The 25,505-nt window shown below is 44.1% G+C and carries 31 protein-coding genes and 1 tRNA gene; 11 read left to right on the top strand and 21 right to left on the bottom strand.

Going from position 1 to position 25,505, the window contains the following annotated elements; translation table 11 throughout:
* Positions 1-7 precede the first annotated feature (7 nt).
* The 3 genes from B649_RS00515 (at position 8) to B649_RS00505 (ending at position 3,124) form a co-directional block, all read left to right on the top strand.
* The gene (locus tag B649_RS00515; RefSeq protein WP_015652542.1) at positions 8-2,131 is read left to right on the top strand and encodes a ribonuclease J; all 2,124 of its coding nucleotides are present in this window, start codon (positions 8-10) and stop codon (positions 2,129-2,131) included.
* A 127-nt stretch (positions 2,132-2,258) separates the two neighbouring features.
* Complete coding sequence (thyX, locus tag B649_RS00510) at positions 2,259-2,879, top strand: FAD-dependent thymidylate synthase (RefSeq protein ID WP_015652541.1); 621 nt, start codon at positions 2,259-2,261, stop codon at positions 2,877-2,879.
* Between the two features lie 2 nt (positions 2,880-2,881).
* Positions 2,882-3,124: a hypothetical protein gene (locus B649_RS00505; protein WP_015652540.1), complete on the top strand. Its 243-nt coding sequence runs from the start codon at positions 2,882-2,884 to the stop codon at positions 3,122-3,124.
* A 94-nt stretch (positions 3,125-3,218) separates the two neighbouring features.
* Here B649_RS00505 and rplT read toward each other — a convergent pair whose 3' ends face one another.
* From rplT to glmM, 7 genes are all read right to left on the bottom strand, one after another.
* Positions 3,219-3,572 carry a 50S ribosomal protein L20 gene (gene rplT, locus B649_RS00500; RefSeq protein WP_015652539.1) on the bottom strand — a complete coding sequence of 118 codons (354 nt, stop codon included), beginning with the start codon at positions 3,570-3,572 and terminating at the stop codon, positions 3,219-3,221.
* A gap of 94 nt (positions 3,573-3,666) precedes the next feature.
* Entirely contained in the window at positions 3,667-3,861 is a 195-nt protein-coding gene (rpmI, locus tag B649_RS00495) for a 50S ribosomal protein L35 (protein ID WP_015652538.1), read from the bottom strand.
* Between the two features lie 176 nt (positions 3,862-4,037).
* Positions 4,038-4,544, bottom strand: a complete 507-nt coding sequence (gene infC, locus B649_RS00490; RefSeq protein ID WP_041192473.1) for a translation initiation factor IF-3 — start codon at positions 4,542-4,544, stop codon at positions 4,038-4,040.
* A 23-nt stretch (positions 4,545-4,567) separates the two neighbouring features.
* Positions 4,568-6,376: a threonine--tRNA ligase gene (gene thrS / locus B649_RS00485; protein WP_015652536.1), complete on the bottom strand. Its 1,809-nt coding sequence runs from the start codon at positions 6,374-6,376 to the stop codon at positions 4,568-4,570.
* A 96-nt stretch (positions 6,377-6,472) separates the two neighbouring features.
* A tRNA-Val gene (locus B649_RS00480) sits at positions 6,473-6,548 on the bottom strand.
* 52 nt (positions 6,549-6,600) lie between these two features.
* Positions 6,601-7,044, bottom strand: coding sequence for a signal peptidase II (gene lspA, locus B649_RS00475; RefSeq protein ID WP_015652535.1), 444 nt, complete (start codon positions 7,042-7,044; stop codon positions 6,601-6,603).
* On the bottom strand, positions 7,037-8,377 hold the full coding sequence (gene glmM, locus B649_RS00470) for a phosphoglucosamine mutase (RefSeq protein ID WP_015652534.1): 1,341 nt from the start codon (positions 8,375-8,377) through the stop codon (positions 7,037-7,039). The genes lspA and glmM overlap by 8 nt, the downstream gene beginning before the upstream one ends.
* A gap of 126 nt (positions 8,378-8,503) precedes the next feature.
* Here glmM and rpsT point away from each other — a divergent pair, with 126 nt between their 5' ends.
* Complete coding sequence (gene rpsT / locus B649_RS00465) at positions 8,504-8,770, top strand: 30S ribosomal protein S20 (RefSeq protein ID WP_015652533.1); 267 nt, start codon at positions 8,504-8,506, stop codon at positions 8,768-8,770.
* A 64-nt stretch (positions 8,771-8,834) separates the two neighbouring features.
* Positions 8,835-9,902 (top strand): peptide chain release factor 1, encoded by a 1,068-nt coding sequence (prfA, locus tag B649_RS00460; RefSeq protein WP_015652532.1) that lies wholly within the window; start codon positions 8,835-8,837, stop codon positions 9,900-9,902.
* Between the two features lie 81 nt (positions 9,903-9,983).
* Here the strand turns inward: prfA and dapF are convergent, their stop codons facing one another.
* From dapF to B649_RS00445, 3 genes are all read right to left on the bottom strand, one after another.
* Positions 9,984-10,733 carry a diaminopimelate epimerase gene (gene dapF, locus B649_RS00455; protein WP_015652531.1) on the bottom strand — a complete coding sequence of 250 codons (750 nt, stop codon included), beginning with the start codon at positions 10,731-10,733 and terminating at the stop codon, positions 9,984-9,986.
* Positions 10,734-10,901: 168 nt separating this feature from the next.
* Positions 10,902-11,510 (bottom strand): dephospho-CoA kinase, encoded by a 609-nt coding sequence (gene coaE, locus B649_RS00450; protein WP_015652530.1) that lies wholly within the window; start codon positions 11,508-11,510, stop codon positions 10,902-10,904.
* Positions 11,511-11,631: 121 nt separating this feature from the next.
* Positions 11,632-12,186: a hypothetical protein gene (locus tag B649_RS00445; protein ID WP_015652529.1), complete on the bottom strand. Its 555-nt coding sequence runs from the start codon at positions 12,184-12,186 to the stop codon at positions 11,632-11,634.
* A 160-nt stretch (positions 12,187-12,346) separates the two neighbouring features.
* On the opposite strand from B649_RS00445, the gene B649_RS00440 reads away from it, so the two are divergent.
* Together B649_RS00440 and purM are read left to right on the top strand one after the other, a co-directional pair.
* Positions 12,347-12,547 (top strand): hypothetical protein, encoded by a 201-nt coding sequence (locus B649_RS00440; RefSeq protein ID WP_015652528.1) that lies wholly within the window; start codon positions 12,347-12,349, stop codon positions 12,545-12,547.
* A 57-nt stretch (positions 12,548-12,604) separates the two neighbouring features.
* The gene (purM, locus tag B649_RS00435) at positions 12,605-13,600 is read left to right on the top strand and encodes a phosphoribosylformylglycinamidine cyclo-ligase (RefSeq protein ID WP_015652527.1); all 996 of its coding nucleotides are present in this window, start codon (positions 12,605-12,607) and stop codon (positions 13,598-13,600) included.
* Positions 13,601-13,655: 55 nt separating this feature from the next.
* On the opposite strand, the gene ccoG is transcribed toward purM, so the two are convergent.
* The 5 genes from ccoG to B649_RS00410 form a co-directional block, all read right to left on the bottom strand.
* Positions 13,656-15,098 carry a cytochrome c oxidase accessory protein CcoG gene (ccoG, locus tag B649_RS00430; protein WP_041192472.1) on the bottom strand — a complete coding sequence of 481 codons (1,443 nt, stop codon included), beginning with the start codon at positions 15,096-15,098 and terminating at the stop codon, positions 13,656-13,658.
* Between the two features lie 13 nt (positions 15,099-15,111).
* Positions 15,112-15,762, bottom strand: coding sequence for a recombinase family protein (locus B649_RS00425; RefSeq protein ID WP_015652525.1), 651 nt, complete (start codon positions 15,760-15,762; stop codon positions 15,112-15,114).
* 77 nt (positions 15,763-15,839) lie between these two features.
* The gene (locus tag B649_RS00420) at positions 15,840-16,637 is read right to left on the bottom strand and encodes a UDP-N-acetylmuramate dehydrogenase (protein ID WP_015652524.1); all 798 of its coding nucleotides are present in this window, start codon (positions 16,635-16,637) and stop codon (positions 15,840-15,842) included.
* Positions 16,634-16,900: a flagellar biosynthesis protein FliQ gene (gene fliQ, locus B649_RS00415; RefSeq protein WP_015652523.1), complete on the bottom strand. Its 267-nt coding sequence runs from the start codon at positions 16,898-16,900 to the stop codon at positions 16,634-16,636. Before fliQ ends, B649_RS00420 begins: the two co-directional genes overlap by 4 nt.
* A gap of 3 nt (positions 16,901-16,903) precedes the next feature.
* A complete protein-coding gene (locus tag B649_RS00410) occupies positions 16,904-17,767 on the bottom strand; it encodes a menaquinone biosynthesis family protein (RefSeq protein ID WP_015652522.1) in 864 nt (287 codons plus the stop codon).
* A 177-nt stretch (positions 17,768-17,944) separates the two neighbouring features.
* Here B649_RS00410 and recA point away from each other — a divergent pair, with 177 nt between their 5' ends.
* The 4 genes from recA to B649_RS00390 are packed head-to-tail and all read left to right on the top strand — an operon-like array spanning position 17,945 to position 21,163.
* Entirely contained in the window at positions 17,945-18,982 is a 1,038-nt protein-coding gene (recA, locus tag B649_RS00405; protein WP_015652521.1) for a recombinase RecA, read from the top strand.
* The gene (gene eno / locus B649_RS00400; protein WP_015652520.1) at positions 18,979-20,247 is read left to right on the top strand and encodes a phosphopyruvate hydratase; all 1,269 of its coding nucleotides are present in this window, start codon (positions 18,979-18,981) and stop codon (positions 20,245-20,247) included. Before recA ends, eno begins: the two co-directional genes overlap by 4 nt.
* A complete protein-coding gene (locus tag B649_RS00395) occupies positions 20,247-20,531 on the top strand; it encodes a hypothetical protein (RefSeq protein ID WP_015652519.1) in 285 nt (94 codons plus the stop codon). The genes eno and B649_RS00395 overlap by 1 nt, the downstream gene beginning before the upstream one ends.
* A gap of 14 nt (positions 20,532-20,545) precedes the next feature.
* Positions 20,546-21,163, top strand: coding sequence for an AMIN domain-containing protein (locus B649_RS00390; protein ID WP_015652518.1), 618 nt, complete (start codon positions 20,546-20,548; stop codon positions 21,161-21,163).
* A gap of 51 nt (positions 21,164-21,214) precedes the next feature.
* On the opposite strand, the gene tpx is transcribed toward B649_RS00390, so the two are convergent.
* The 6 genes from tpx to B649_RS00360 form a co-directional block, all read right to left on the bottom strand.
* Complete coding sequence (tpx, locus tag B649_RS00385; protein WP_015652517.1) at positions 21,215-21,718, bottom strand: thiol peroxidase; 504 nt, start codon at positions 21,716-21,718, stop codon at positions 21,215-21,217.
* Positions 21,719-21,821: 103 nt separating this feature from the next.
* Positions 21,822-22,799: a tRNA (adenosine(37)-N6)-threonylcarbamoyltransferase complex transferase subunit TsaD gene (gene tsaD / locus B649_RS00380; protein WP_015652516.1), complete on the bottom strand. Its 978-nt coding sequence runs from the start codon at positions 22,797-22,799 to the stop codon at positions 21,822-21,824.
* Positions 22,796-23,326: an alpha/beta hydrolase gene (locus tag B649_RS00375; protein ID WP_015652515.1), complete on the bottom strand. Its 531-nt coding sequence runs from the start codon at positions 23,324-23,326 to the stop codon at positions 22,796-22,798. The genes tsaD and B649_RS00375 overlap by 4 nt, the downstream gene beginning before the upstream one ends.
* Positions 23,320-24,396, bottom strand: coding sequence for a 1-deoxy-D-xylulose-5-phosphate reductoisomerase (gene dxr / locus B649_RS00370; protein WP_015652514.1), 1,077 nt, complete (start codon positions 24,394-24,396; stop codon positions 23,320-23,322). The genes B649_RS00375 and dxr overlap by 7 nt, the downstream gene beginning before the upstream one ends.
* The gene (locus tag B649_RS00365; protein WP_015652513.1) at positions 24,393-25,151 is read right to left on the bottom strand and encodes a phosphatidate cytidylyltransferase; all 759 of its coding nucleotides are present in this window, start codon (positions 25,149-25,151) and stop codon (positions 24,393-24,395) included. Before B649_RS00365 ends, dxr begins: the two co-directional genes overlap by 4 nt.
* A gap of 46 nt (positions 25,152-25,197) precedes the next feature.
* Positions 25,198-25,503: a hypothetical protein gene (locus B649_RS00360; protein WP_015652512.1), complete on the bottom strand. Its 306-nt coding sequence runs from the start codon at positions 25,501-25,503 to the stop codon at positions 25,198-25,200.
* Between the last annotated feature and the right edge of the window lie 2 nt (positions 25,504-25,505).

The raw sequence follows: 25,505 nt of genomic DNA, 5'->3' as shown, positions 1-25,505 counted from the left end.
AAATATTATGTCCGATGAACAAACAGAATCACCAGCACAACCCCAAGGGGAAAATCGCCAACGCCGCAGCAACCGCCGCCCTTTCCGTAGCCGAAATGCCAACCGTCCAGAAGGCTCAGAAGCAGCAACAGCTGAGCGTCCAAGCGCTGAACCTCGCGAAGACAATCGCCCACCGCGTCAAGACAACCGTCCGCCACGTACCGATAACAGACCTCCGCGTCATGATAATCGCCCACCGCGTACCGACAACCGTCCTCCACGCCAAGACAACCGCCCACCGCGCACGGATCGTGTAGAGGGATCAGAAAATGCGACCGATGCCGAACCAAATCGTTCAGGTCGCGACCGAGGACGTGGCGGACGCCGTGGGGCACCAAGTGCGCCGATAGATGGAAACTTACGTGATTTTGTTATGAAAAACCAAGACGCTCATAAAAATCGTCTCAATCCTCATTTCAAACTCGATCTTAATAACAACGATAAAGTCCGTATTACCCCTCTCGGAGGACTCGGAGAAATCGGTGGAAACATCACGGTCATCGAAACCGAAAATGAAGCAATCGTCATCGATATCGGAATGAGCTTCCCAGATGAAGAGATGCACGGTGTTGATATTCTTGTCCCTGATTTTACCTATTTACGTGAAATTCGTAAAAAAATCGTAGCCGTTATCATTACCCATGCTCACGAAGACCACATCGGAGGGGTACCGTACCTTTTCAAAGAGATGCAATTCCCGATTTACGGGACACCGCTTCCTTTAGCAATGATCGGTAATAAATTCGACGAGCATCACATGCGTGATTTCCGCCGTTATTTCAATCCGATCGTAAAACGTCAAGTGTACCGCATCGGAAACGATTTCGATATCGAATGGATGCACATGACCCACTCAATCATCGATTCTTCATCATTGGCGATCACGACCAAAGCGGGTACCATCATCCATACGGGTGACTTTAAAATCGACCATACTCCGGTAGATGGCTATACTGCTGATTTGCACCGTCTTGCCCATTATGGAGAAAAAGGGGTTCTATGTCTTCTCTCAGATTCGACTAACTCGTACAATAAAGAGTGGACACCGAGTGAGCTTACCGTAGCGCCTGGGTTTGATCGTATTTTCTCAAAATCTGAAGGTCGTATCATTATGTCGACCTTTAGCTCAAACATTCACCGCGTGTACCAAGCTATTTTAGCCGGTATTAAATACAACCGTAAAGTGTGTGTTATCGGTCGCTCCATGGAGCGTAACCTCGAAGTGTGTATGCAATACGATTACATCAAAATTCCAAAAAATATCTTCATCGATGCCGAAGAGGCAAACCGCATGAGCGATAAAGATGTTCTTATCGTTACCACAGGAAGTCAGGGAGAACCAAGCTCAGCCCTTTTCCGTATGGCAATCGGTGAACACCGCCACATCAAAATCAAACCGACCGATTTGATCGTCCTCTCTGCCCGTGCGATTCCGGGGAATGAGGGTTCTATTTCAGGAATGCTCAACTATCTCCAACGTGCCGGAGCTCGTGTCGCCAATGACCGCGATATCCACGTTTCAGGACATGCGAGTATGGAAGAGCAGAAATTAATGCTTCGCCTTACCAACCCTAAATTCTTCCTCCCTGTTCACGGTGAATATAATCACATTATGAAGCACAAAGATACCGCAATCACCTGTGGCGTTCCTGAGCGTAATATCCTCCTTATGAGTGATGGCGACTGCATCGAAGTGAACACCAAAATGATGCGTAAAGCCAAAACGGTTAAAACCGGTAAAACGTATATTGATAACCAGAATAACCACCAAATCGAAGACGATATTGTTATCGATCGCCAAAAAATGGCAAGTGAAGGGATGGTTATGCTGGTGGCGCAAGTCAGCGCCGCAGAATCACGCCTCCTTTCCAAACCGCTTGTCACCAGCTTTGGTATCGTAGCCGATCGTCACGATAAAGCATTCGCCCAAGAGATGGAAGATGTATTAGAACACTTTCTCATTAACCTCAAACCGGGTCTTATCGAGAACCCTAAAGCGTTGGAAAATGATTTACGCCAAGTTGTGCGCAAACACATCTATCGCAAAATGAAAAAATACCCGCTTATCGTTCCACACGTTTTCGTAATGTAACACCCTTCGACAAGCTCAGGGTGAACGGAAATTATCCGTTCGTAATGAGCCTGTCAAACCATGAACTGATTCTCTTTTAATCCCATCTTCGCTATACTCTCTCAAAACTACTTCCAAAGACACACCCATGAAAGTAACCCTGCACCACTATACACCTCTTGTAATCTGTTCCGATGCCATCCGTACGTGTTGGCAAAGCTTTGACAAAAGCGACAACGGAGGGGAAGCTGACCGTGCCCTTATCGATCGTGTCGGAAATAAATTCAAACACGCATCTACACTGGAGCATCTCGTCTATAATTTTTATTTAGAAGGGATTAGCCGTGCATTGCTCCAAGAGCTCGCACGTCACCGCATGGCGAGTCTCTCGGTTAAAAGTACCCGCTACACCCTCAAAGAGTTGAAAGATGAAGCCCCCTATGCTATTGATGATATCGAGCGGGCTTCAAAATATTTAGTTATGAGCGGTGTAGAGATGGTTGATCAAATGAGCATCAGAGCGCTCGAAAACCTCCGACTGGTACTCGTAGAAGGGATAAGTAACGATCGTGCCAAATACTGCCTTCCTGAGAGTTACAAAACAGAATTAACATGGACAATAAATGCACGAAGTCTACAGAACTTTATTTCGCTTCGTAGCGATAAAGCCGCACTTTGGGAAATCCGCGATTTAGCCAACGTGATCTATAACACTTTACCGATTGAACACCGCTATTTATTCGAAAATTCACTCAAAGAGGAACATTAATTATGAAAAAAGCTCTATTTCTTGCTACTGTCACTGTTACACTTTTAGTCAGCGGATGTGCTGAAAAACAAATTGCTGTGAATGGTGTTATATGCCCTGCAGGTAAAACCGAAGAGCGTATTAAAGCCGATTTTCAAGAGTGCCGCTATTATGATCTCAAAGCAGCTACTGAAGCTTCACGTGCTCCGATCACAGTTGAGTGTCAAAAATGTCTTGAGAACAAAGGGTATAGAATCGAGCAATAAATCGTTCTTTGAACGGTTTGTCGTTTTGAATTAGGTTTGGATGTATGAAAAAAGAGAAGAAGTCTTCGAGGAGTTACCCCCGAAGTGTTTAGAATTACAGCGCTGCTTTAGCTTGAGCGGTGAGGGCAGTAAATGCCGCTGCGTCGTTCATAGCGAAATCAGCAAGGATTTTGCGATCAAGTTCGATGTTGGCACGTTTAAGGCCGTTCATGAATACTGAATAGCTCATTCCGTTTAGGCGGCATGCCGCATTGATACGGATAATCCACAATTTGCGGAATTCACGTTTTTTCTGTTTACGATCACGAAACGCGTATACGAGTGAGCGCTCGAGTTGCTCTTTCGCTTTACGGAAATGTTTGTGGCGTGCACTGTAGAAACCACGTGCGAGTTTCAATACTTTTTTATGACGTCTGCGTCTTACGACACCAGTTTTTACTCTTGGCATTTTTTTCCTTTCTTGACCCGGTTCACTTCAAATATAAATGACGGGGTGCCGCTATGCGGACTTGCCCAACGTTACGCTGGAGGGTTAATAGGTTTTAGCCTACGATCATCTTTTTGATGTTTTTAGCATCAACAGCAGCAACAACTTTCGGTGTTTTTTGCCCGCGACGAGTTCCTGCATCTTGTTTAGTCAAAATATGACTACGGAATGCAGAACCACGTTTGAGCGTGCCGTTTTTCTTTACTTTGAAGCGTTTAACCGCCCCTTTTACTGATTTCATTTTTGGCATCGGCTTGATCCTTTCGCAAAAATTCTCTAAACGAGACGCGGATTATACCATAAAAAAGCTTTTACTGATGTTTTGTTATCGTTAGAAGTTAGATTCCGAATCGAGTTCAGGATGACGCTGACTCGTAACGCAGTCATTCCAAACTTGATTCAGGATCTAAATGTGAGAAGAATCTTTTATTTTTTATCTTCTTTTTTGATTGGATGGATCATCATATTGCAATAACGCCCTTCCATAGCAGGTGTTTTATACATCATACCGATATCTTCAACCATCGGCCAAACACGCTGTAAAACCGCAACAGCAGCTTCAGGGTGTGCCATCTCACGACCGCGTAAGAATACACGGAAATGGACATGTTTCCCCTCTTCGAGGAATTCACGCGCATGTTTTACTTTATAGCTAACATCATTTTCAGCGATTTTGACCGAAAGTTTGATCTCTTTGACTTCAACTTTGGTCTGCTTTTTGCGTGCCTCTTTTTTCTTTTTCTCTTCTTGATAATGAAACTTACCGTAGTCCATGATCTTTGCAACCGGCGGTTTCGCATCCGGAGAGATCAATACGAGGTCAAGCCCCAGTTCGTTGGCTTTAGCCATAGCCTCTTGAATCGTAATGATCCCTAATGCTTCACCACCATCTACTACACAACGTACCTCAGGAACGCGGATATCCTCGTTCATTTGGACTCGGTCTTGTTTCTTAATCAAAAATGTACCTCATTAATTTTTTGTTTAACCATTGCGAGGAAATTTTCTTCGCTTAGGTTGTATTGCTCACGTGACCTGCGATCACGCACTGCAATGCTTTTGTTGTTTACCTCTTCATCGCCTAAAACGATGATCATCGGTACACGACCTTTTTCCGCTGTACGGATACGTTTATTAAGACTTTCATTTTTATCGAAAATCTCAAAATCGGCACCCAAATCGATCAATTTATCGGCCAATTCACGTGCGTATGCTTCGTGTGAAGGGGCAATCGGAACGATTGCAACCTGCGTCGGAGCGATAAACATCGGGAACTCCCCAGCGTAATGCTCCGTCAATATACCAACAAATCGCTCAAAAGAACCTAAAATTGCGCGGTGAATCATTACAGGTTGAATTTTAACATTCTCTTCGCCGTTGTATTCGAGCTCAAACCGCGCCGGAAGATTGAAATCGAGCTGGATCGTTCCGCACTGCCATTCACGTCCGATAGCATCGGTAATTTTGATATCAATTTTAGGACCGTAAAACGCTCCGCCCCCCTCATCGATCTCATAGGTGAGGTTGTTTTTATCCATCGCGTTCTTGAGTGCGTTGGTTGAAATCTCCCAAACAGCGTCATCACCGACCGCTTTTTCAGGCTTGGTCGAGATCATCATTTTGTAGTTAAACTCAAATGTTTTCATGATCTTATCAACGAAATCGACAACTTCGATAATTTGCTGTTCGATCTGATCGGTCGTACAGAAAATATGTGCGTCGTCTTGGGTAAACTCACGAACACGGAACAACCCGTGAAGCGCTCCCGTCATTTCATGGCGGTGTACCACCCCGTATTCGAAATATTTGAGGGGAAGGTCACGGTACGAATGCAAATCATGTTCGTACACTTTGATATGACCAACACAGTTCATCGGTTTAACCCCGAACTCCAACTCGTCGATATGGGTGAAATACATGTTTTCACCGTAGTTTTGATAGTGACCCGATACTTTCCATAGATCGCTACGCAACATCTCTGGACCGCGTACCGGCTCATAGCCGCGCTTGCGGTGGGCTTTGAAAAGGAGTTGTTCCAAACGTGAACGCATACGCGCACCCGCAGGGAGCCAGATCGGGAATCCCGCACCGACCTCTTCACGGAAAGTGAAAAGTTTCATCTCGGCACCGATTTTGCGGTGGTCGCGTTTTTCGGCTTCCGCCATTTGATCAAGATACGCTTTGAGTGACTCTTTGTCAGCAAACGCGATACCGTAGATACGGGTCAACATTTCGTTTTTACTGTCGCCTCCGAGATACGCACCGGAGATTTTGGTAAGCTTAAAATAACGGATCAAACCGACACTCGGCAAGTGAGGCCCACGGCAAAGGTCTTCGAATTCACCTTGCTTATAGATCGTTACGGTTTCGGACGGGATACGATCCATAACCGCTTGTTTCAAATGGTCGTTTGCGAATTTAACGCGAGCTTCCTCTTTGGTAATTTCGTAACGGGTGATCTTCTCTTTGCCTTTGGCAATGTCGAGCATCTTTTTTTCGATCGTTTTCAAGTCTTCTTCATTGAGCGTTTCGTTTACTTTGAAATCGTAATAAAAACCCTCTTTTACCGTCGGTCCGACGAAAAATTTTGCATCGGTATAGAGTGCCTTGATCGCTTCAGCCATCAAGTGCGCACATGAGTGGCGAAGAACTTCGAGAGAATCGGGAGAGTTGTCGTAAACGATCTCTTCACCCGTAATTCCAAGTGCTTCTGCCGTTTGTAAATCGATTATTTGATCATCATGCTTGAGTGCAATAATATCCATAAGGGTGTCCCTCGTTGAGAAAATATCGCGGATTATACGGGATTGTTGATTGGTTTACGATTAAATAAATAAATTTTGAAGAAAATTAAAGAGAAATGGTGGTCCCAACAGGACTCGAACCTGTGACCACTACCTTGTCGAGGTAGTGCTCTACCAACTGAGCTATAAGACCATCAAAATTAATGCAAGAGCGAAATTATAGCCGCGTGGAAGTTAAAAGTCACTTAACCCTTACACGACTGCGGTCGGAAGTTTAAAATCAATAACCATACTACGGCAATATCGATCATCACATCGGCTGCGTTAAAAACGGCAAAATTAAATCCGTAATGCCAATAAACATAATCAACAACACCGCCATGCATAAAACGATCTGCTACATTCGAGAATCCTGCACCTGCCAAAATACCGACAGGGATCAGGTAGCATGTTCTTTTCAGCCAGAGAGTATAGCCGATGACACCGGCTAATAAAACGAGCTGTATCCATTTCAATGCTCCCTCTAAAAAAGCAAACATTGAAAAAGCAACCCCTTTATTAAAAACTAAAATCAGATCGATATAGGGAGAATAAAGTCGAAACCCGCCTAAAAAAATCGATTTTATCGCTTGATCGATGAGCAAAGCACTGCTCATTACCAACAATAAGATGACAATCGATCTAACCATTCAAGACCTTCTCAAAAAAGCCTACGAGTTTCTCCATCGCTTTTTCCATCACTTTGGCATCTTTGCCCTCTAATAAAATACGAAGTTTATTCTCTGTACCCGAATATCGGATCAGATGACGCATATGTGCAGCTTCGATTTCTTTCAGTTTTTCATCCAGCCCTTTGATTTGATCGAGCGGTTTTTTCGTTTTGACTTTAATATTCACCAGTTTTTGCGGATAAAGCTTAAATGGACGAAGCACTTTACTTGCTTTTTGCGCGGAGGTCAGCAGCAGTGCCAAAATCTGCAATGCGCTTACCAGTCCGTCACCCGTTTTAGCGTAATCGTGCAAAATGATATGACCGCTTTGCTCTCCACCGAAATTAATCCCGTTTTCACGCATTACTTCCAAAACGTATTTATCGCCGACATTAGAGCGGAAGAGTTTCAAACCGTTCTCATTCATCGTATCTTCTAACGCTTGATTACTCATGACGGTAGAGACAATCCCGCCCCCTTTAAGCTGTCCGGTGCGATGCAAAAACAGCCCCAGTGCTCCAAGAATCTGATCGCCGTCCACTTCATCACCATTTTCATCCACAACGATAAGGCGGTCAGCATCTCCATCGAGCGCCAAACCGATATCGGCACGGTACTGTTTGACCGCTTCACGCAAATCTTTGGTATGCAGTGCTCCGCACCCTTCATTGATATTAAATCCGTTGGGTTTATCGTGCAATACGATCACTTCGGCACCGAGTTCTTCAAGCACCGTCGGTCCCACTTTATACCCTGCTCCGTTAGCCGTATCCAAAACAATACGTAACCCTTGAAGGGTTAATTCTCGACTGAATGAGTTTTTGAGTTGAACAATGTAGCGGCCGATAACGTCATCGATCCGTTTTGCACTTCCGATTTTTTTGCCTGTGACCTGACCTTCTTCAAGGCGGGCTTTATCGTGGGCAATTGCTTCGATCTGAGCTTCAATCTCTTCGGAGAGTTTATTACCTTGGGCATCGAAAAATTTGATTCCGTTGTCTTCGTAGGGATTGTGGCTTGCTGAAATCATAATCCCAGCATCACACCGCATATTCAGCGTCAAAAAAGCAATTGCAGGAGTTGGCATCGGACCGATTTGAACGACGTCATATCCTACTGCGGTAAGGCCGGTCACAATCGCATTTTCAATCATATAGCCACTGCGCCGTGTATCTTTCCCCACTAAAATTTTTTTGGTTCGGGAATGCTCACTGAAATAAATCCCGGCCGCCATCGCTACACGCATCGCCAATTCTGCCGTTAAAAACGAGCCCGCTTCACCGCGTACTCCGTCGGTTCCAAAGAGTTTCATTATAATTTATTTCCTTTTTACCATAATTTTCAAGCTTTTGAGAGATAATCCATAAAATTTAACTTAAATTTAATTATCTTTAAGGTAGTATTCTACCCTAAAAAAAATTCGACAAGGATAAATGCCATGGCAAACCATAAGTCAGCATTGAAACGTATCCGTCAGACGGAAAAGCGTACAGAACGCAACCGATTCTATCGCACACGTATTAAAAACATTGTTAAAGCAGTTCGTACTGCCGTAGATGCAGGAAACAAAGAAGAAGCGAAAGCTGCTCTTGTTATCGCTAACGCTAACCTTCATAAATATGTAAGCAAAGGTGTCTTGAAAAAAGAGACTGCTGCACGTAAAGTTAGCCGTCTTCACCTCGCTGTTAACGCAATCGCAGCCTAATTTTTGCCCTCAGGGCAAAATTCCTTCTTTAATTTTCTCAAAACGCCTCTTTTAGGACACACTTATGTTATCCGACAAACTCACCCCTTTTATCAACCGTTATAACGAATTAACCGAACTTTTGAGTTCTCCCGATATCGGCAATGATATCAAACGAATGACCGATCTCTCGAAAGAGCAATCTTCTATCCAAGCCATTGTTAGCAAAGCGACTGAGTACAAAAAACTCCTCGATGATATTGAAGAGAACAAATCGCTCGCGTTTGATGCAGAACTCGGAGAGCTTGCCAAAGAGGAGTTACGATCATTAGAGCCGATGGTTGAACCTCTCGAGGACGAGATCAAAAAACTCCTCATCCCAAGCAACCCCAATGACAAACGAAACATTTATATCGAATTGCGTGCCGGAACGGGTGGAGATGAAGCGGCGATTTTTGTCGGGGATTTGTTCAATGCCTATGTCCGTTACGCCGATGTAAAGGGGTGGAAAATCGAGCTGATGAGTAGCAGTCCCTCCGATGCAGGCGGATTTAAAGAGATCATCGCCCTCATTAAAGGGGAACAGGTTTACTCACGTCTCAAATACGAGGCGGGAACTCACCGCGTTCAGCGCGTCCCGGCTACCGAGTCCCAAGGACGGGTTCATACCTCAGCCATTACCGTTGCCGTGATGCCGGAAGTCGATGATGTTGAAGTCATTATCAATGAAAATGATCTCAAAATCGACGTTATGCGCTCAAGCGGATCAGGAGGGCAAAGTGTCAATACGACCGACTCTGCCGTACGTATTACCCACCTCCCGACCGGTATCGTCGTCACTAACCAAGATCAAAAATCGCAGCATAAAAATAAAGATAAAGCGATGCAAATCCTCAAAGCGCGTATTTATGATATGCAAATGCAAGAGGCAAAAGAAAAAGAGATGTCGGAGCGTAAAGATCAAGTAGGAACCGGAGATCGCAGTGGACGTATCCGTACCTACAACTACCCTCAAAATCGCATCTCCGATCACCGTATTACCCTCACCCTTTATCGTCTCGAAGAGATTATGCAGGGGGGATTGATGGACGATATTATCGAACCGTTAATTGCCGATACTCAGGCGCAGATTATGGAGAGAGCGGGTTTATAAAAAAATCACAAGCGATTTTGGGCTTCCTGCCGAAGGAAACCCAGTGTTAACGTAGCCAATCGGGACGCGTTCCGATGGCGTTTAAAATCTCCAGTAGGTTTCAAAAACCCCTTTGACTTCCCCTTTGAACGTAATCGTTCCCTCATCAAACCCTAAATAGAGCGTTTCTCCGCTTTTAGGATAAACACGAGCATTATCCGCAACCAATCCCTCGATGGAAGCACGATAAAAACACGCTGCCATCCCTGTTCCGCACGCTAATGTCTCATCTTCAACACCGCGCTCATAGGTACGGACATGAATAGCACCGTTGCTCTCTACACGAGCAATATTGACATTAGCATTATATTTGTGGCGAAGCTCTCTCGCCATCGCAATATTAAAATGTTCCATATCCGCATCAAATGTCACGAGATGAGGAACGCCGGTATCGATCAGCCACCATCTCATCTCATGCTCTGAAATCGCGTCATTAATCACCAGCGGAGGGGTTAGATCACTCTGAACCATATCCCCCTCCACAGTAGCTTTTATCACCCCTGCACCCGTTAAAAATTCCATTGACTCATGAGCTAATCCAAAACGATACGCGTAATGAGCGCATGCGCGGCTTCCGTTTCCGCACATTGATGCGGTAGAACCGTCTGCATTGTAAAATTCCCACTCGAAATCATACTGTTCATGAGGAAGAACAACAATTAAGCCATCCGCTCCAATACCGTTTTGACGATCACAGAGAGTTCGTGCAAGCCCTGAGCGATCTGCCCCGTGAAAGGCATGAAAGATGACAAAATCGTTGCCGCTGGCACAGTATTTAGCAATTTGGAGCATGAAGATATCCTCTTGATAAGTCTTTATTGAATTATATAATAGGAAACCTAGATCCTGAATCAAGTTCAGGATGACAAAAATCAAACAACCTTGTTAGATGACAAAAGCTCAACATCCTCGTCATTCCGAACTCGATTCGGAATCTAATTTAGAAGTTATACAAGAAAGTTAATTTATTTTTGGAGCGGGATAAAGCAATTTAATACTATCAACAAACTGCTCACACTCTTTCTGCAAATGTTTAAGATTAGAGGAGTTATCGATTACCCATGTCGCGCGCGATTTTTTCTCATCGATATCCATCTGACTTTCGATGCGGCGCAAAGACTCCTCTTCGGAGAAACCGTTGCGTTTCATAAATCGCTCTAACTGCAATGTTTTAGGAGTATAGACGACCACTGAGTTTTTGATCGGATACGAAGATGTCTCAAAAAAGAGGGGGATATCGATCAGATACGGGTATTTGAGGCGGTCTTGTTTTTCGCTTTGCTCTTCGATGGCGGCACGGATTTTCGGATGGAGAAAACTTTCGAGCTCTTTTTTCGCTTTAGGATCGGCAAAAACTATTTTGCCCAAGGCAGGACGATCCACTTTAGAGTTTTTGACAAATTCTGACCCAAATCGTTCCGCTACCCAAGAACTGTTTTCATCCAAAATACGGTGAGCAATCGTATCAGCATCGATGATGCGAAGACCGTTTAACCCGAGCAATGAAGCAACGGTACTTTTCCCCGTTGCAATCCCTCCCGTGAGTGCGATAGCATATTCAAAAGCCATAATTATCTCGAATAGCGCGGTTTTACTGCGCGTGGGCTCTCCGCCGAGGAGAACTTAGTGTTAGAGTAGCTATCGGGACGGGTTCCGATGGCGTGATAAAAAAAATGATATTCAAATGCCATTAGTTACGAATAATTCCGAGGTAATTTTTTCGAACATATTGCGGCATAGCAAAAGCAGCGATATGGACATCGCAGTTGTAATACTGATGACCCTCTAGCAAATCACTGCGTTGTAAAATTAAATCAGCCGTCGGATGATACTCTTTTGAGCAAAGCAAGAGGGTAGAACCATCTTCGAGATGATACGGCATAATAATTTTAAAATAGTTTCCTAAAATCTGCATGAGTTTGGTATTAGCACTCACATCATCCAGCGCAGGATGCTTACACACCATCAAAGCATCTTCTTTTAAAATACGGTTAGCATGGGCGAATACAGCACTATCATCGCTCAGCGTATCCAAAAGTAACACATCGATACTTTTATCCGCTTGCTCGCGGAGTCCGTTCAATAGATTATTGGTATCGACATACACCGATTCTGTGTCACGATAACGTGCCATTTCTGTTTTAAGAAGATCGCTTTGAGTGCTCAGCACCATCACCGTACGGGGATTTTTATGGGTACACATCGCAACATGGGTCATCATTTCAGGATAGATAAATGTTTTCATTAAGGGTTTCTCTTCTTATGGTAACAGAAATTTTTCAGCGATTGTAACACGCGGAGATTAAAAAGGTTTGAATATTCCATTTATACTCAGAGGTTAAAGGTTAACACGATCTGATTTGCTATAATTTCAAACAATTATTCTTATTAATTCAGGAGCTACAATGTGTGCTGAAAAAATTCAACGCTTTTTAATGGCTATCGTCTTAATCGCAGCAATGCTTTTGTTTGCCAATAACCAATTGCTCTACGCTATGATTCTTCAAACTCTCGTTATTGTGATGGTTATCGTATGGGCCATCACCGATTTTTGCCCTTCATTATGGACATTCAAAAAAGTTTTCGGATCTTGTTACGAAAAATAAACTTCTCCTAACTCTCCCTTCGTTATAATTCCCTCATTACAACAGATGAGGGACTTAATGAGCCAAATCAGCTACAAAGACGCCGGTGTCGATATCGATGCAGGTAACAGTTTTGTCGAAAATATCAAGCCACTCGTTAAATCGACTGCAATAGCCGGTGTACTCGGTGGAATCGGATCATTTGCCGGTGCGTTTGAACTACCTTCTGGATACCGAGAACCGGTAATGCTCGCCGCAACAGACGGTGTCGGAACAAAACTCAAACTCGCTATTGATTCAGGTATTCATAACACGGTCGGAATCGATTTAGTCGCGATGTGTGTCAATGACTTAATTTGTAATTTTGGAACCCCTTCATTTTTCCTCGACTATTACGCAACCGGTAAACTCGATGTCACTGCCGCTACTGCCGTCGTTAGCGGTATTGCTGAGGGGTGCCGTCAAGCCGAATGTGCCCTTATCGGCGGTGAAACGGCTGAGATGCCGGGGATGTACCACTCAGATGATTACGACTTGGCCGGCTTTGCCGTCGGTATCGGAGAAAAAAGCGAACTTGACCGTTCAAACAAAGTAGCTGCGGGAGACATCCTCATCGCATTACCAAGTTCGGGTCTTCACTCAAACGGATTCTCATTGGCACGCAAAGTGTTGTTTGAAAAAATGGGAATGAAATTCGAAGACGAATTTGAGGGAAAACCTCTCATCGAAACGCTTCTTACTCCGACACGTATCTATGTCAAAACATTTAAAGCACTCAAAGATAAGATTCAAGCCCTTGCGCACATCACGGGGGGCGGAATTGTTGAGAACTTCCCACGTGTCCTTCCAGAGGGATTACGTGCCGTTATCTCCGAATCTTCTATCCGTGTTCTACCTATCTTCGAATTGATCGGTCAACACGTTGAACGTACCGAGATGTTCCGCGCATTCAATATGGGTGTGGGGATGATTTTGGTTGTTAAAGAAGGGGATGTAGCGGATGTTCTCTCTTCAACGGATGGATACGTTATCGGTCATCTCGAAGTAGGTCAACGCGAAGCAGTTCTCGTATAATTTCTATTCTTTCTTTTGGTACTTTTCTGACTAAACAGAAAAGTACATTAGACTCTTATTTGAGCATATCCGCTCGCGGGAAAGTAAACGTCGACTGACGTGTTACCGCCACTTTATCTTTCGCATCCACCGCATACGCATTAATCGTGATCGGAATAACCGTATCTTTACGATCATCATTCACAAGCACTTCATCCGTATAAAGAACCACTACTTTTTTCTTAACGACGCCCGGTTTAACTTTGAACGGTTTTTCCGGCTGAGCGATTTTAATTTTTCCTTCCATTCCCTCAGGAGCAACGATATTGAAATAGTATTCATGATCTTCGTTTAGCGTATTTTGCAACAAAAAGGTATAGGCGTTATCAACCTGCACTTTACCCTCATCATTTTGATGAACAGAATACAAACGGTTCTCTTTGTTGATGTTGAGGAGCATATACTCTTTTTCACTTCCCATCATTCCCAATATAACACTAACAATAATTAAGATAGCAACATAACCCAAGATTTTCGGACGGAAATAGTCCGTTTTACCTTTCATATAAAGGGTCTCTTTTTCACTTGACCACTCTACAAGGCTCGCTTTACCGAGTTTACCCATAACTTCAGTACACGCATCAACACACTCCAGACAGTTGATACACTCTAACTGAAGCCCTTTACGAATATCAATATGGGTAGGACAAACGCTCACACAACTCTCACAGGTAGTGCATTCCGCATGGCTATTTACCGCAAGCAGATCTTTTTGTTTGATAAACATTTTCTCTTTATGCTCGTCGTAGATATCTCCACCGCGATTCGGGTTATAAATTGCCATAACGGTATCATCATCGTATAAAACCGATTGGATACGTGAATAAGGGCAGACGTAGACACAAAAATTCTCTTGCAAGAAAATAATGTCATAGACCAAGAATAAAACAATCCCGATAATCGATCCCATCAATACCGTATGTTCCATCGGATTTTGAATATAGGCAAAGAAATCTTCCGGCGGTACAAAATACCACATCAGATCGGCCGCAGCAATAAATGACAATCCTGTCCAAAGGAGAATGCCTACTAATCGTTTTACTTTATTTTCAAACTTAGAATAATCCGGTTCTTGTTGTTTGTTTTTAATACGTTTGCGAAGACCCAGCAATTTTGTTTCGATCAAATCACGGTAAACGACACGGAAAATGGTTTGGGGACACATCCATCCGCAGAAAACCCGCCCGCCCAATACGGTAATTCCGAATACCCCGATAAACAAGATCATGAGCAAAAACGGCATCAAATAAAGCTCTTGCATATCAAATTGAATAAACATCAAATGGAGTTTCAATTTATCAAAGCTAAGTAAGAAAAGGTGATTTCCCTCGATGGTAATCCATGGCACTGCCAATGCAAAAATGGTTACAAGGCCATAAAACCAATACCGCATAATACGCCACGGGGTCCACCCCGACAAATACTCTTTTCCTTTTGGGGACACTGTCTCTTCACTCATCATACGACCTCCATCATATAGTTGATTCATCGATTGGACACTGAATCGTTCCAATCACCGTTGCTTCCGCATCCGTATCGTCTCCGATACCGATGACACCACTCACTACCTCTTTAAGTTCACGCGATTCGATGTAATCTTTGAGAGAGCTTCGACTCACTCCTAAGATACGTGCGATCTCACTTACACTGCGCCGTTTTTTCAACAAATCGATAATCTGCTCCAAATACCTATCAAATTTTGACGATGATTTAGATCCGCGCGGACGGCCGATCCCTTTTTTGGCATCATCTTGAAGCACCTGACGGAGCTGATCGATAAGACCTAAGACAACCATTGTATCACTTTTGCGGTCGATTATCACGCCCGGTTTGACAAAATGGATTGTATTATTATTTTTAAGGAGACAACTAAACATTTGAACGACATCTTCGATGTAGCTGCTCAATGTCCATGTATCATAAACGATCAAAGTATCGCCATCCAAGGATCGGAAAAAACGGACTACTTCATGCCGTTCACTGAGCCGTTTATTTTGAGATGTTTGATCCACAAACTCTTCTTGAATCGCAATCTTTTTTTGATCAGCATAACCATTAATCAATTTAAGCTGTTCATAAACACCATCGAAATCTTTATCGGGACGGATATAACTAACGGTCATTGTATGTTTAAATCCTTTTCAATCTAGAATTTCATCGTCATTTTAACACCTGTGACGACTAAAGTCAATAGAATAGATTATTTTTTCGTCATATTTTCACAATCAATGATCACAACTTCACATTGTAAGTCCAGGTCAAATGCTGTTTTTGCCCGTGTTTGCGCTTCATGTATTAAAGACAAGGCATCCGCAAAAGTACCTCCGCCCATATTGACGAGAAAATTGGCATGAACTTCACTAAAAGCCATAGCACCGACACGCTGACCTTTTAACCCCACCGCTTCGATAAGGCGTCCGGCATAATCACCCGGAGGATTTTTAAAACAGCTTCCGGCACTCGGATCATTCGGTTGATTGGAACGCATCTGTGCGAACATCTCATATCGCTCGGCAGAATATCCGTTTTGTGCTTCGAAAACCGCTTCGAATACCACTTCATCGATAGAAGTTTTACGATAGCCGTATTCGATTTCGCTTTTTTGTTTCCAGCCGCTCTGGGTACGGATTGCAATGAGATAATTAAATATCTCATACTCTTTGAGTCCTGCATTCATTTTAAGCATACCGCCGAGGGTTCCCGGGAGTTTAGAGAGGTACTCAAAATGGGCAATATCATTCTTTTTGCAAAACGACACAACACGTCCCCCCGGCGTAGCGGCACCGATATGGAGACCATCTGTTTCAAGAGCGATAAAATCGTACTCTTTAGAGAGGGTCATAAGCGGTGGCGGGGTTGGGGAAATAAGAACATTATTAGCAGAACCGACGATAAAATGCCCCTGCGGAACAACATCATTTTCGATGAGTGCAACTTCGACTATTGGGCCGATACGAATAGAACTGAATTTGGAAAAATCTATACGCTTCGTATTCATTGCATAAAGGTCGGAATCATATTAAAGATACGAATCGTGAAGTCCTGCATTTCGTTCATCATCCACGGCATAGTCAGAATAATGACGACAACAATCCCGATAATTTTAGGGATAAAGCTGAGGGTCATCTCATTGATCTGTGTTGTTGCCTGAAAAATACTGACCGCAAGCCCCAAAAACATCCCGACCAGCAGTGCGGGCAGCGATAAAATGAGAGCAATTTTAAACGTCTCAATCCCCAAACCGATCAACTCCGACTGCATCATTTACGAGTACCTCAATTCGGTGTATTCGAGTGGGATCATAAAATCTCTCGGATTAATTGCAGCGTCAAAAAAGCCGTGTTTATATCCAAGGTTAAATAAGAGTTCGATTGCCTTATATTGTGTTTCATTGAGGGTAATAGATTCGTCATTGGCGTAAAGTTCGAGATATTTTTCCAGTGTCGGAGCATCAATGCGGACGAGATTACGTTCCATCAACATTTTAGAAAGGTTCTCTTTGTGATCACGAGCAATTTGTACCGCTTTGGTTAAAAGATTCTCATACGAAATAGCCGAAGTAATCGGAAGTGATCGGCGAATGGCCATCCCTCCCAAAGGAAGTGGTAAATCACCGCCGGAGAGTTCACACCATATATCCCAAAGCTCGCGCTCCACTTCGAGTGACTCATCGTATCCCAAAATAGATTCATGGATTAAAACACCCGCATCGACGACCCCGTCTAATACCGCTTGCTCAATCTCTAAAAAATTCATATAAACGATTTTCGCATCGGGATAGGCTATCCGAAAGAGCAACGCATTAGTGGTATATTTTCCGCTGAGAGCAACTTTGAAGCGCTTTTTTAGAACCGTTTCACGTTTGCGGATCAGTTTAGGGCCATAACCTTGACCAAAACTCACCGCTGTTCGAAGCAATGCGTAATCATTCCGGATATGAGGGTAGAGTCCGAAACTAATCGCACTGATATCGTATGTCCCTTTTAACGCTTCGGTGTTAAGGGTTTCAATATCCAAAGCGATATTGTCAAAAAAAGTATTTTCTTTCGTCACCCAACCGAATTTGATGGCGTAATACATAAAGATATCATCAGCATCGGGGGAGTGGGCAATCACCATTTTTTTCACTTAAAATCCTATTCATAATGACAAATCAATTAAATTTTAACCAAATAACGCTAAAATATCTCTATTCCAGAATGCGAATTATTAATATTGCAATTTGCCATATATTTTAAATATATTTCAATTTGTCATATTATGACGTAATTTTAAAACATATTAGTCTCAGGAGAGCACAGCATGATGGATCCAAACAAACTTAAATCGCTTGAACTTGCGATGAAACAAATTGACAAAACGTTCGGAAAAGGGACGTTGATGCGTCTTGGGGACAAAGAGATTGAACCTATTAATTCCATCAGTACAGGTTCCATCGGGTTGGATTTGGCCCTTGGTATCGGCGGAATACCGGAAGGACGTGTTATCGAAATTTACGGGCCTGAAAGCTCAGGGAAAACGACACTCAGCCTTCAAATCACCGCTGAATGTCAAAAAAACGGCGGGATCTGTGCTTTTATCGATGCAGAACATGCGCTTGATATCGGATACGCTAAAAATCTCGGTGTTGATGTCGAAAATCTCCTCGTATCACAACCCGATTACGGTGAACAAGCACTCGATATCGTCGAAACCATCGTCCGAAGCGGGGCAGTTGATTTGATCGTCATCGACTCGGTTGCGGCATTGACTCCGAAAGTGGAGATCGAAGGGGAGATGAACGACCAGCAAGTGGGAGTTCAAGCGCGCTTAATGTCGAAAGCATTGCGTAAACTGACCGGTATCATGCATAAAATGAACTGTACGATTATTTTCATCAACCAAATCCGTATGAAAATCGGAACAATGGGATACGGTTCACCGGAGACAACAACGGGGGGGAATGCGCTAAAATTCTACGCATCGGTTCGTATCGATGTTCGTAAAATTGCTACCCTCAAACAAGGGGAAAGCCAAATCGGCAACCGCGTTAAAGCGAAAGTCATTAAAAATAAAGTGGCACCGCCGTTTCGTCAAGCAGAATTTGATATCATGTTCGGTGAAGGTATCTCCAAAGAGGGAGAACTCGTCGATTACGGTGTTAAACTCGACATTATTGATAAAAGCGGAGCATGGTTCAGTTTCGAGGATACCAAACTGGGTCAAGGACGTGAAAACGTAAAACAAAAATTCAAAGATGAGCCGGAATTGGCTCGCAGAGTCGAAGAAAAAATTAAATCAGCAATGGGTGTAACAGGCATCATTGCTATGGATGAATCTGATATAGGTGAGGTAGACGAATGATTTTTATTGATGAAGTAAGTGCAATCGAGGTAATGGATTCTCGAGGGAATCCTACCGTAAAAGCAACGGTACAACTAAGTGACGGAACACGTGAAAGCGCGATCGTTCCAAGCGGTGCAAGTACCGGTAAACGTGAGGCATTAGAACTGCGTGATGGCGATTCTCGCTACATGGGTAAAGGGGTTCTAAAAGCAGTTGAACATGTCAATACTGATATCGCAGATGCGATCATGGGCCTCAGCCCGTTTAACCAAGCGATGGTTGATGCGGTCATGAAAGAGCTTGACGGAACGGAAAACTACGGAAATCTCGGTGCAAATGCCGTTCTCGGTGTATCCATGGCGGTAGCACGTGCGGCGGCAAAAAGTCTCGGAATTCCTCTCTATCGCTACCTCGGCGGTGCCAATGCAATGGTTCTTCCGGTACCGATGCTCAACATCATCAATGGAGGAAGCCACGCCGATAACAGCGTTGATTTCCAAGAGTATATGATTATGCCAATCGGATTTAATGATTTTTCCGAAGGTCTTCGTGCTTCTGCAGAGGTCTATCACAATCTCAAATCAATCCTAAAAAATCGCGGTGCTAACACGGCACTCGGCGATGAGGGTGGCTTTGCACCGGATTTGAGCTCGAATGAAGAACCGATCCAAGTGATCATGGAAGCGATTGCTAAAGCGGGATACAAAGCGGGTGAACAAATCGCTATCGCTCTTGACGTTGCCGCATCTGAACTCGTAACAGAGGGTGGATACCGTCTCGATTCTGAAAACCGAACCGTTACGTCTGCGCAACTCGTCGATTATTACGCTGACCTTTGCTCTAAATACCCTATCGTATCGATCGAAGACGGTTTGAGCGAAGATGACTGGGCGGGATGGAAAATCTTGACTGAGCGTTTAGGAAACAAAGTACAGCTTGTTGGCGATGATTTGTTCGTAACAAATGCCAATATTTTGGCAGAGGGGATCGAAAAAGGGATCGCAAATGCAATTTTGATCAAACCAAACCAAATCGGATCAGTATCAGAAACGATGCTCACGGTTCGTCTTGCACAGCGCAACGGCTACAAATGTGTTATGTCTCACCGCTCCGGCGAAAGTGAAGATGCATTTATCGCTGATTTTGCAGTAGCACTCAACTGCGGTGAGATCAAAACAGGCTCAACAGCGCGCGGTGAACGAACGGCTAAATACAACCGTTTGTTGGAAATTGAAACCGAAGTAATGTACGGCGAATATTTAGGGAGTGCCCTCTTTAACTAATGCAACACGATGATCAATTACTGATAGGCGAGGAAAAAGAGAGCTTAAGTGAGCGTTATTTCGGTCTCCCAACGCACAAGTTTCTCCTTGCTTCAGGGATTGTTCTCGTTGTCGGTGTTTATATGGGATTCATCTTTTTCGGGAACAACTCACTGAGTGTTCTTCTCGATTTAGAAGAGCACCAAGATTATTTGAGTGAAGATATCGAACGCCTTAAAGCTGAAAATGCTGCTTTGCAAAAGCAATATTTTGAGCTTAAAGAGCTAGATGCTGATTCACAGTAACCATGGGAGATTATATGAAACGTTCACTTTTCCTCTCTCTTTTGCTCCTTTCCCCCTTAGTTGCGCGTGAAAATCCTTTTTTTGCGGCAAAGCCCTCTGAAATGCAAACAGTATCCTCCAACATCCCCGATACCAAACCCAAGCTAAGCAGTGTCAGTTATACCCTGCCCAATCAGGCCCGTATTTTAAAAGAGGTCACGTTTACCATTCAAAACATCGATGGAAGTATCGAAAAGCAAAAAATGCAGATAGATCAAAGTATCGACTGGCACCGTTCTCTTACCATATCTCAATCCAGTAACGCTGCTACAACACCTTCATTCAGTCATAATAGTGCTTCCTCGGCTAACTTTGGATTTATACGCTTTGATACCAAAGGAAAATACCTTGCCATCAAAACAACCGATCCTTTGGTACGCCATTTTGTTTTAAGCAGTCCAAACCGTATTGTCCTAGATTTCAAACATGATGCGGTTTTTCAATCGACGCAACAAGAACTTAATTCAGCCCCCTATCTCAGTGTATCATTAGGAAATCACGGCAAATTCGCCCGTGCGACGATTACCCTTGATGGTCGTTACAATTATGCGCTCAATAAAACGGGTGAGTTGATTAGTATTACGTGTAAATAGAAGAAGATTTGAGAAGGAAGAAAATTCTCTCCATAGGGAGAGAATAAGAACTTATGCTACGGCAGCCAATGCAGCTTCGTAGTTTGGCTCTTCAGTGATTTCAGGGACGATTTCTTTGTAAGTAACAACACCCTCTTCGTTTACTGCGAAGATTGCGCGGCATGTTACACCTGCAAGAACAGAACCGCCAAGTAATACACCATACGCGTTTGCGAAATCTTTGTTACGGAAATCTGAACATACTGTCAAATTGTCAATTCCTTCTGCTTGGCAAAAACGCCCTGCTGCGAACGGAAGGTCAAGAGATACGATTGTAGTGATAACGTCTTTAAGACCAGCAGCTTTTGCATTGAAGTTACGTGTTTCAGTCGCACATACACCTGTATCCAATGACGGAACAACAATAATAAGTTGTTTTTTACCTTGTGCGCCACCTACGGTAACATCACCAAGACCTGCTGAATTAACAACCGTAACTTCAGGTGCTTTATCCCCTACATTTACAGTGTTTCCTAAAAGTTCTACGTCAGTACCCTTGAATTTAGTCGTTGCCATATTGGCTCCTTCTTTTGTGTTGTTTTATTTTATGTGGGAAGTATATTTTAAATCGGATAATTTGACTCTGAATTATGAAAGAGGTGTTTTGACTTAAGCTATTTCACAGTTTACAACGGGGATTGATCGCAATGCTATTATAAGGTTGCATTGCTCCTAAGACATATGCCTCAATTGCCGCGCGTCCGATCATAGCTGCATTATCGGAACAAAATTTTAATTCTGCAAGGAGTAATTCGGCTTTATAGGGGGCGAGTATTTTTGTGATATTCTCTCTGAGGTAAAGATTTGCACTCGCCCCTCCGACAATCGCAAAACGTTTTGGCGGATGGGATTTAAAATACTTTTTGAGTTTTTGAAGCAGGTGTTCGGTTGCCGTTTTCTGAAAAGCGCTCGCGATATCGGGATAGGCAGCAACACCATTGGCTTCTATCGCAAGGCGCACTTGATTTTTGAGTCCTGAATAGCTGAACGCTATCAGCGGAGATTGCCATAATGGGACGGTAAAGCTCACTTTACTCGAATCACCACTGTGGGCCAACTGTTCAATCAACGGCCCTCCTGGATACCCTAACGCCATCATTTTCGCCACTTTATCGAAACTCTCCCCGTAACTGTCATCCATAGTAGTAGCGATCGTCTCCATCTCAGTATACGATTTAACTTCTATTAACTGAGTATGACCACCGGAAACGAGTAAAACGGTGATCGGTAAAATCGCCTCTTTCTCTATAAAGAGGGAATAAATATGCCCTTTGAGATGGTTGATCGGAAGTATCGGGATATCCAAAGAGATACTAAGCGCTTTTGCCATCGTAACCCCCTCGATCAGCGTTACACCCAATCCCGGTTCATTGGTGACGGCAATCGCTTTGAGCTGATCGAACCACGGCTCGCACTCCGCCAAAATACGGGGCAATGCTTCAGCGTGCAAACGGCTGGCGAGTTCGGGGACGACTCCACCGTACACTGAATGTTCTAACTCTTGAGAAATTTTCTTATGATAGACCAGTTTTTTGGTTGCAATCTCTGTTATTGCAATTGAACTGTCATCACAGCTGCTTTCAATACTGAGGATCATTGCAATACCCACTCTTTGACCCAGGGCCACTCTCCAAACCCTGAAGCAGTGTTAATGTGTCCGGCATCCTCAATCACCCTCATCTCTATCCCCAGAGCCTTTTGAAGCGATAAAGCCTCTTCTGTGCTCATATAGGGATCATTGGTCGATGTGACCAATAGTGCCTCTTCGGCAAACAGGTTTTTAGGGGCTTCGAGCGGGAAAAAAGTTTTGAGTGTCTCGATTTCACACGTCAGCTTCGGAGGAGCAACCAATAAAAGCCGTTTTACTGAAGCAATCTCGCCTTCATTGCATAGATGAAACCAAGCAATATTAGCAAGTGAATGACAAATAACGACGTCGGGCTGAAAATCACTCAGGATCGATTTGATCTGTTTCATCCAGCGATTTTTACTCGGGAAATGGGGGTTATCCAGAAGAGGGAAGCTGACGGTGCCATAGTTTTTCGCGATCTCACCAGAGAGCCATGCCTGCCAATGAGGGTCATCCGATCCGCCCCATCCGTGTAACATTAGGACTTTTAACATTGTATCCCTCGGACAAATGCGCGTACTTCATGATCAAGATCGAAAATAGCATCGATGGATTCAGGTGCTGTGCTAAACGTCTCATACGCACGAAGGATCATTGTAGAAATATCGATAAAGCGGATATCGCCCGCGACAAAACGCTCAATCGCCGCTTCATTCGCCGCATTAACGATAACACCTCGTGCAGGGTTACGGAGCAAATCTTCTTTGATTTGCCAAATCGGATACCGTACGCTCTCAATAGGACGAAATTCCAATGCTCCTACGCGGGTTAAATCAATCCGATCCACAATCGGAGTATCCACATGACCCATAAGCGCGTACGCGATCGGAAGACGCATATCGGCATGGGCAAAATGGGCCGTTGTAGAGCCGTCCGCATAATCGATCATGGCATGAATGAGGGATTTGGTCTCAATCACGGCATCGTATTTCCCCTCGCCGAACAGCCACCTCGCTTCGAGAAGTTCAAACAGTTTGTTGACCATGGAGGCACTGTCAATGGTGATTTTTTGCCCCATGGACCAGTTGGGATGTTTGAGAGCATCTGCCAGAGTGGCGGAGGAGAGTTGCTCCAGCGGCCAGTCTCGGAATGCTCCGCCGCTGGCGGTAATCATCATCCGATCAATTTTTCGGCTTCCTTGGTTGAGATACCATAATCCGAAGTGTTCGCTATCGATAGGGACAACGCTGGAAGTATCGACAAACGCTCCACCAACCACCAAAGACTCTTTGTTAGCCAAAGCGATTCTTTTACCGCATTCCAGCGCTTTGAGAGTCGGTCGAAAACCTGCAAATCCAACCAAAGCATTAACGACATGTTGTGAAGCGGATTCTTCGATCGCATCAAGAATCGCCGCTTCTCCCGAGCGAACATCAGGATGATTGACACGAGAACAATCATCCTGATCCATGACAACGACACGTTTGGGAGAATGTTTCAGGATTTGTTGGTTGAGAAGATCAATATTACGCCCGGCAACCAAAGTATCGACGCTCAGATTAAACTGTTGCGCGATATTGAGGGCATTGACTCCGATCGAACCGGTGGAGCCCAGTAGGATCAAACAAGGCCCCGAAGGAGAACAAGCATAATAACAGAGGCAAAAAGATAACCGTCAATTCGATCTAAAACACCGCCGTGACCCGGAAGGATTGAACCGCTGTCTTTTACCCCCGCTTGACGCTTAAGATAACTCTCAAATAAATCACCGAAAACCGCACCGATTGCCGCCGCCATAGAGATGATAATCGCTTGGGTAATATCAACGATCGTGATGCCGATAAAAAATCCCGCACCCGTCGCAACGGCGATACCGCCATACACACCCTCACGGGTTTTGCTCGGACTGGAGACGCTAAAGGGAGTTCTGCCTATGCTGCGTCCGACCACATACGCCCCCACATCTGCCGAAGCTACAACCACGAGAAGCCATAACATAGCTCCCATCCCGTACTCTTGGTACATACTGAGCATAAAAAGCATCCCAGCCGTCGGGTAAATAAAGGGGAGAAAGTTTTTAGGGGGAATATTCTGAGTATACGCCACAGCCCCTGCAAAAATAAGCCCCGCAATAACAAACAAATCTTCACCGTACGGATAAAGTGCCGCAGCAAGCCACAAAATAGCCGCATACGCATACAAAGAATTGTTGTTAATCCCAAACAAACGGGTCGCTTCATGAAATGCCAGAAGATAGACAATACCCATCACTGCCCACATGAGCCAAAAGTTGTTAATAAGCCCGACGATCAAGACGCCGATGACCAGAAATACCGCAGTAACAATACGTTCTTGCGTTGAATTTTTTGCAGTTTGCATAGTTTGGTTAACCAATGGTTTTAGAATTTTGAAATTATAGCGAAAATCACACTTTTATATCCAAAATATGGACCGGTTTTGGCGACGGAGGCTCCTCCTCCTTTTCCTCATGATGCGAGGAACGCCGTTCTTCTTGTTCCGCCTGTTCTTTGGTATGCTCACGATCGGCATCAACTCCCTGATTTTCTTCGGTCGGGCGCACCTCTTGGATCTCTTTTTGTGTCTCTTGCGAAGCGGAGGCAGCAGCGAGTGTTTGAAGTTCGAATCGGTTTAAAATAGCGTTCTTTTCACTTGCCACGCTTGCCATTTGCTGATTGACGTAAATCGTATTGCCAATGGGTCCGATTGCCATAA

The organism is Candidatus Sulfuricurvum sp. RIFRC-1, assembly GCF_000310245.1.
In the GTDB taxonomy this organism is placed as follows: Bacteria; Campylobacterota; Campylobacteria; order Campylobacterales; family Sulfurimonadaceae; genus Sulfuricurvum.
Note: the sequence above shows the minus strand (reverse complement) of the source record. Positions and strands in the feature narration are given on the sequence as shown.

Bases quoted from the DNA above. Each gene is read 5' to 3' on its own strand.
- B649_RS00515 (WP_015652542.1), top strand. From the start codon at position 8: ATGTCCGATGAACAAACAGAATCACCAGCACAACCCCAAGGGGAAAAT.
- thyX (WP_015652541.1), top strand. From the start codon at position 2,259: ATGAAAGTAACCCTGCACCACTATACACCTCTTGTAATCTGTTCCGAT.
- B649_RS00505 (WP_015652540.1), top strand. From the start codon at position 2,882: ATGAAAAAAGCTCTATTTCTTGCTACTGTCACTGTTACACTTTTAGTC.
- rplT (WP_015652539.1), bottom strand. From the start codon at position 3,572: ATGCCAAGAGTAAAAACTGGTGTCGTAAGACGCAGACGTCATAAAAAA.
- rpmI (WP_015652538.1), bottom strand. From the start codon at position 3,861: ATGCCAAAAATGAAATCAGTAAAAGGGGCGGTTAAACGCTTCAAAGTA.
- infC (WP_041192473.1), bottom strand. From the start codon at position 4,544: ATGAACGAGGATATCCGCGTTCCTGAGGTACGTTGTGTAGTAGATGGT.
- thrS (WP_015652536.1), bottom strand. From the start codon at position 6,376: ATGGATATTATTGCACTCAAGCATGATGATCAAATAATCGATTTACAA.
- lspA (WP_015652535.1), bottom strand. From the start codon at position 7,044: ATGGTTAGATCGATTGTCATCTTATTGTTGGTAATGAGCAGTGCTTTG.
- glmM (WP_015652534.1), bottom strand. From the start codon at position 8,377: ATGAAACTCTTTGGAACCGACGGAGTACGCGGTGAAGCGGGCTCGTTT.
- rpsT (WP_015652533.1), top strand. From the start codon at position 8,504: ATGGCAAACCATAAGTCAGCATTGAAACGTATCCGTCAGACGGAAAAG.
- prfA (WP_015652532.1), top strand. From the start codon at position 8,835: ATGTTATCCGACAAACTCACCCCTTTTATCAACCGTTATAACGAATTA.
- dapF (WP_015652531.1), bottom strand. From the start codon at position 10,733: ATGCTCCAAATTGCTAAATACTGTGCCAGCGGCAACGATTTTGTCATC.
- coaE (WP_015652530.1), bottom strand. From the start codon at position 11,510: ATGGCTTTTGAATATGCTATCGCACTCACGGGAGGGATTGCAACGGGG.
- B649_RS00445 (WP_015652529.1), bottom strand. From the start codon at position 12,186: ATGAAAACATTTATCTATCCTGAAATGATGACCCATGTTGCGATGTGT.
- B649_RS00440 (WP_015652528.1), top strand. From the start codon at position 12,347: ATGTGTGCTGAAAAAATTCAACGCTTTTTAATGGCTATCGTCTTAATC.
- purM (WP_015652527.1), top strand. From the start codon at position 12,605: ATGAGCCAAATCAGCTACAAAGACGCCGGTGTCGATATCGATGCAGGT.
- ccoG (WP_041192472.1), bottom strand. From the start codon at position 15,098: ATGAGTGAAGAGACAGTGTCCCCAAAAGGAAAAGAGTATTTGTCGGGG.
- B649_RS00425 (WP_015652525.1), bottom strand. From the start codon at position 15,762: ATGACCGTTAGTTATATCCGTCCCGATAAAGATTTCGATGGTGTTTAT.
- B649_RS00420 (WP_015652524.1), bottom strand. From the start codon at position 16,637: ATGAATACGAAGCGTATAGATTTTTCCAAATTCAGTTCTATTCGTATC.
- fliQ (WP_015652523.1), bottom strand. From the start codon at position 16,900: ATGCAGTCGGAGTTGATCGGTTTGGGGATTGAGACGTTTAAAATTGCT.
- recA (WP_015652521.1), top strand. From the start codon at position 17,945: ATGGATCCAAACAAACTTAAATCGCTTGAACTTGCGATGAAACAAATT.
- eno (WP_015652520.1), top strand. From the start codon at position 18,979: ATGATTTTTATTGATGAAGTAAGTGCAATCGAGGTAATGGATTCTCGA.
- B649_RS00395 (WP_015652519.1), top strand. From the start codon at position 20,247: ATGCAACACGATGATCAATTACTGATAGGCGAGGAAAAAGAGAGCTTA.
- B649_RS00390 (WP_015652518.1), top strand. From the start codon at position 20,546: ATGAAACGTTCACTTTTCCTCTCTCTTTTGCTCCTTTCCCCCTTAGTT.
- tpx (WP_015652517.1), bottom strand. From the start codon at position 21,718: ATGGCAACGACTAAATTCAAGGGTACTGACGTAGAACTTTTAGGAAAC.
- tsaD (WP_015652516.1), bottom strand. From the start codon at position 22,799: ATGATCCTCAGTATTGAAAGCAGCTGTGATGACAGTTCAATTGCAATA.
- B649_RS00375 (WP_015652515.1), bottom strand. From the start codon at position 23,326: ATGTTAAAAGTCCTAATGTTACACGGATGGGGCGGATCGGATGACCCT.
- B649_RS00365 (WP_015652513.1), bottom strand. From the start codon at position 25,151: ATGCAAACTGCAAAAAATTCAACGCAAGAACGTATTGTTACTGCGGTA.
- B649_RS00360 (WP_015652512.1), bottom strand. From the start codon at position 25,503: ATGGCAATCGGACCCATTGGCAATACGATTTACGTCAATCAGCAAATG.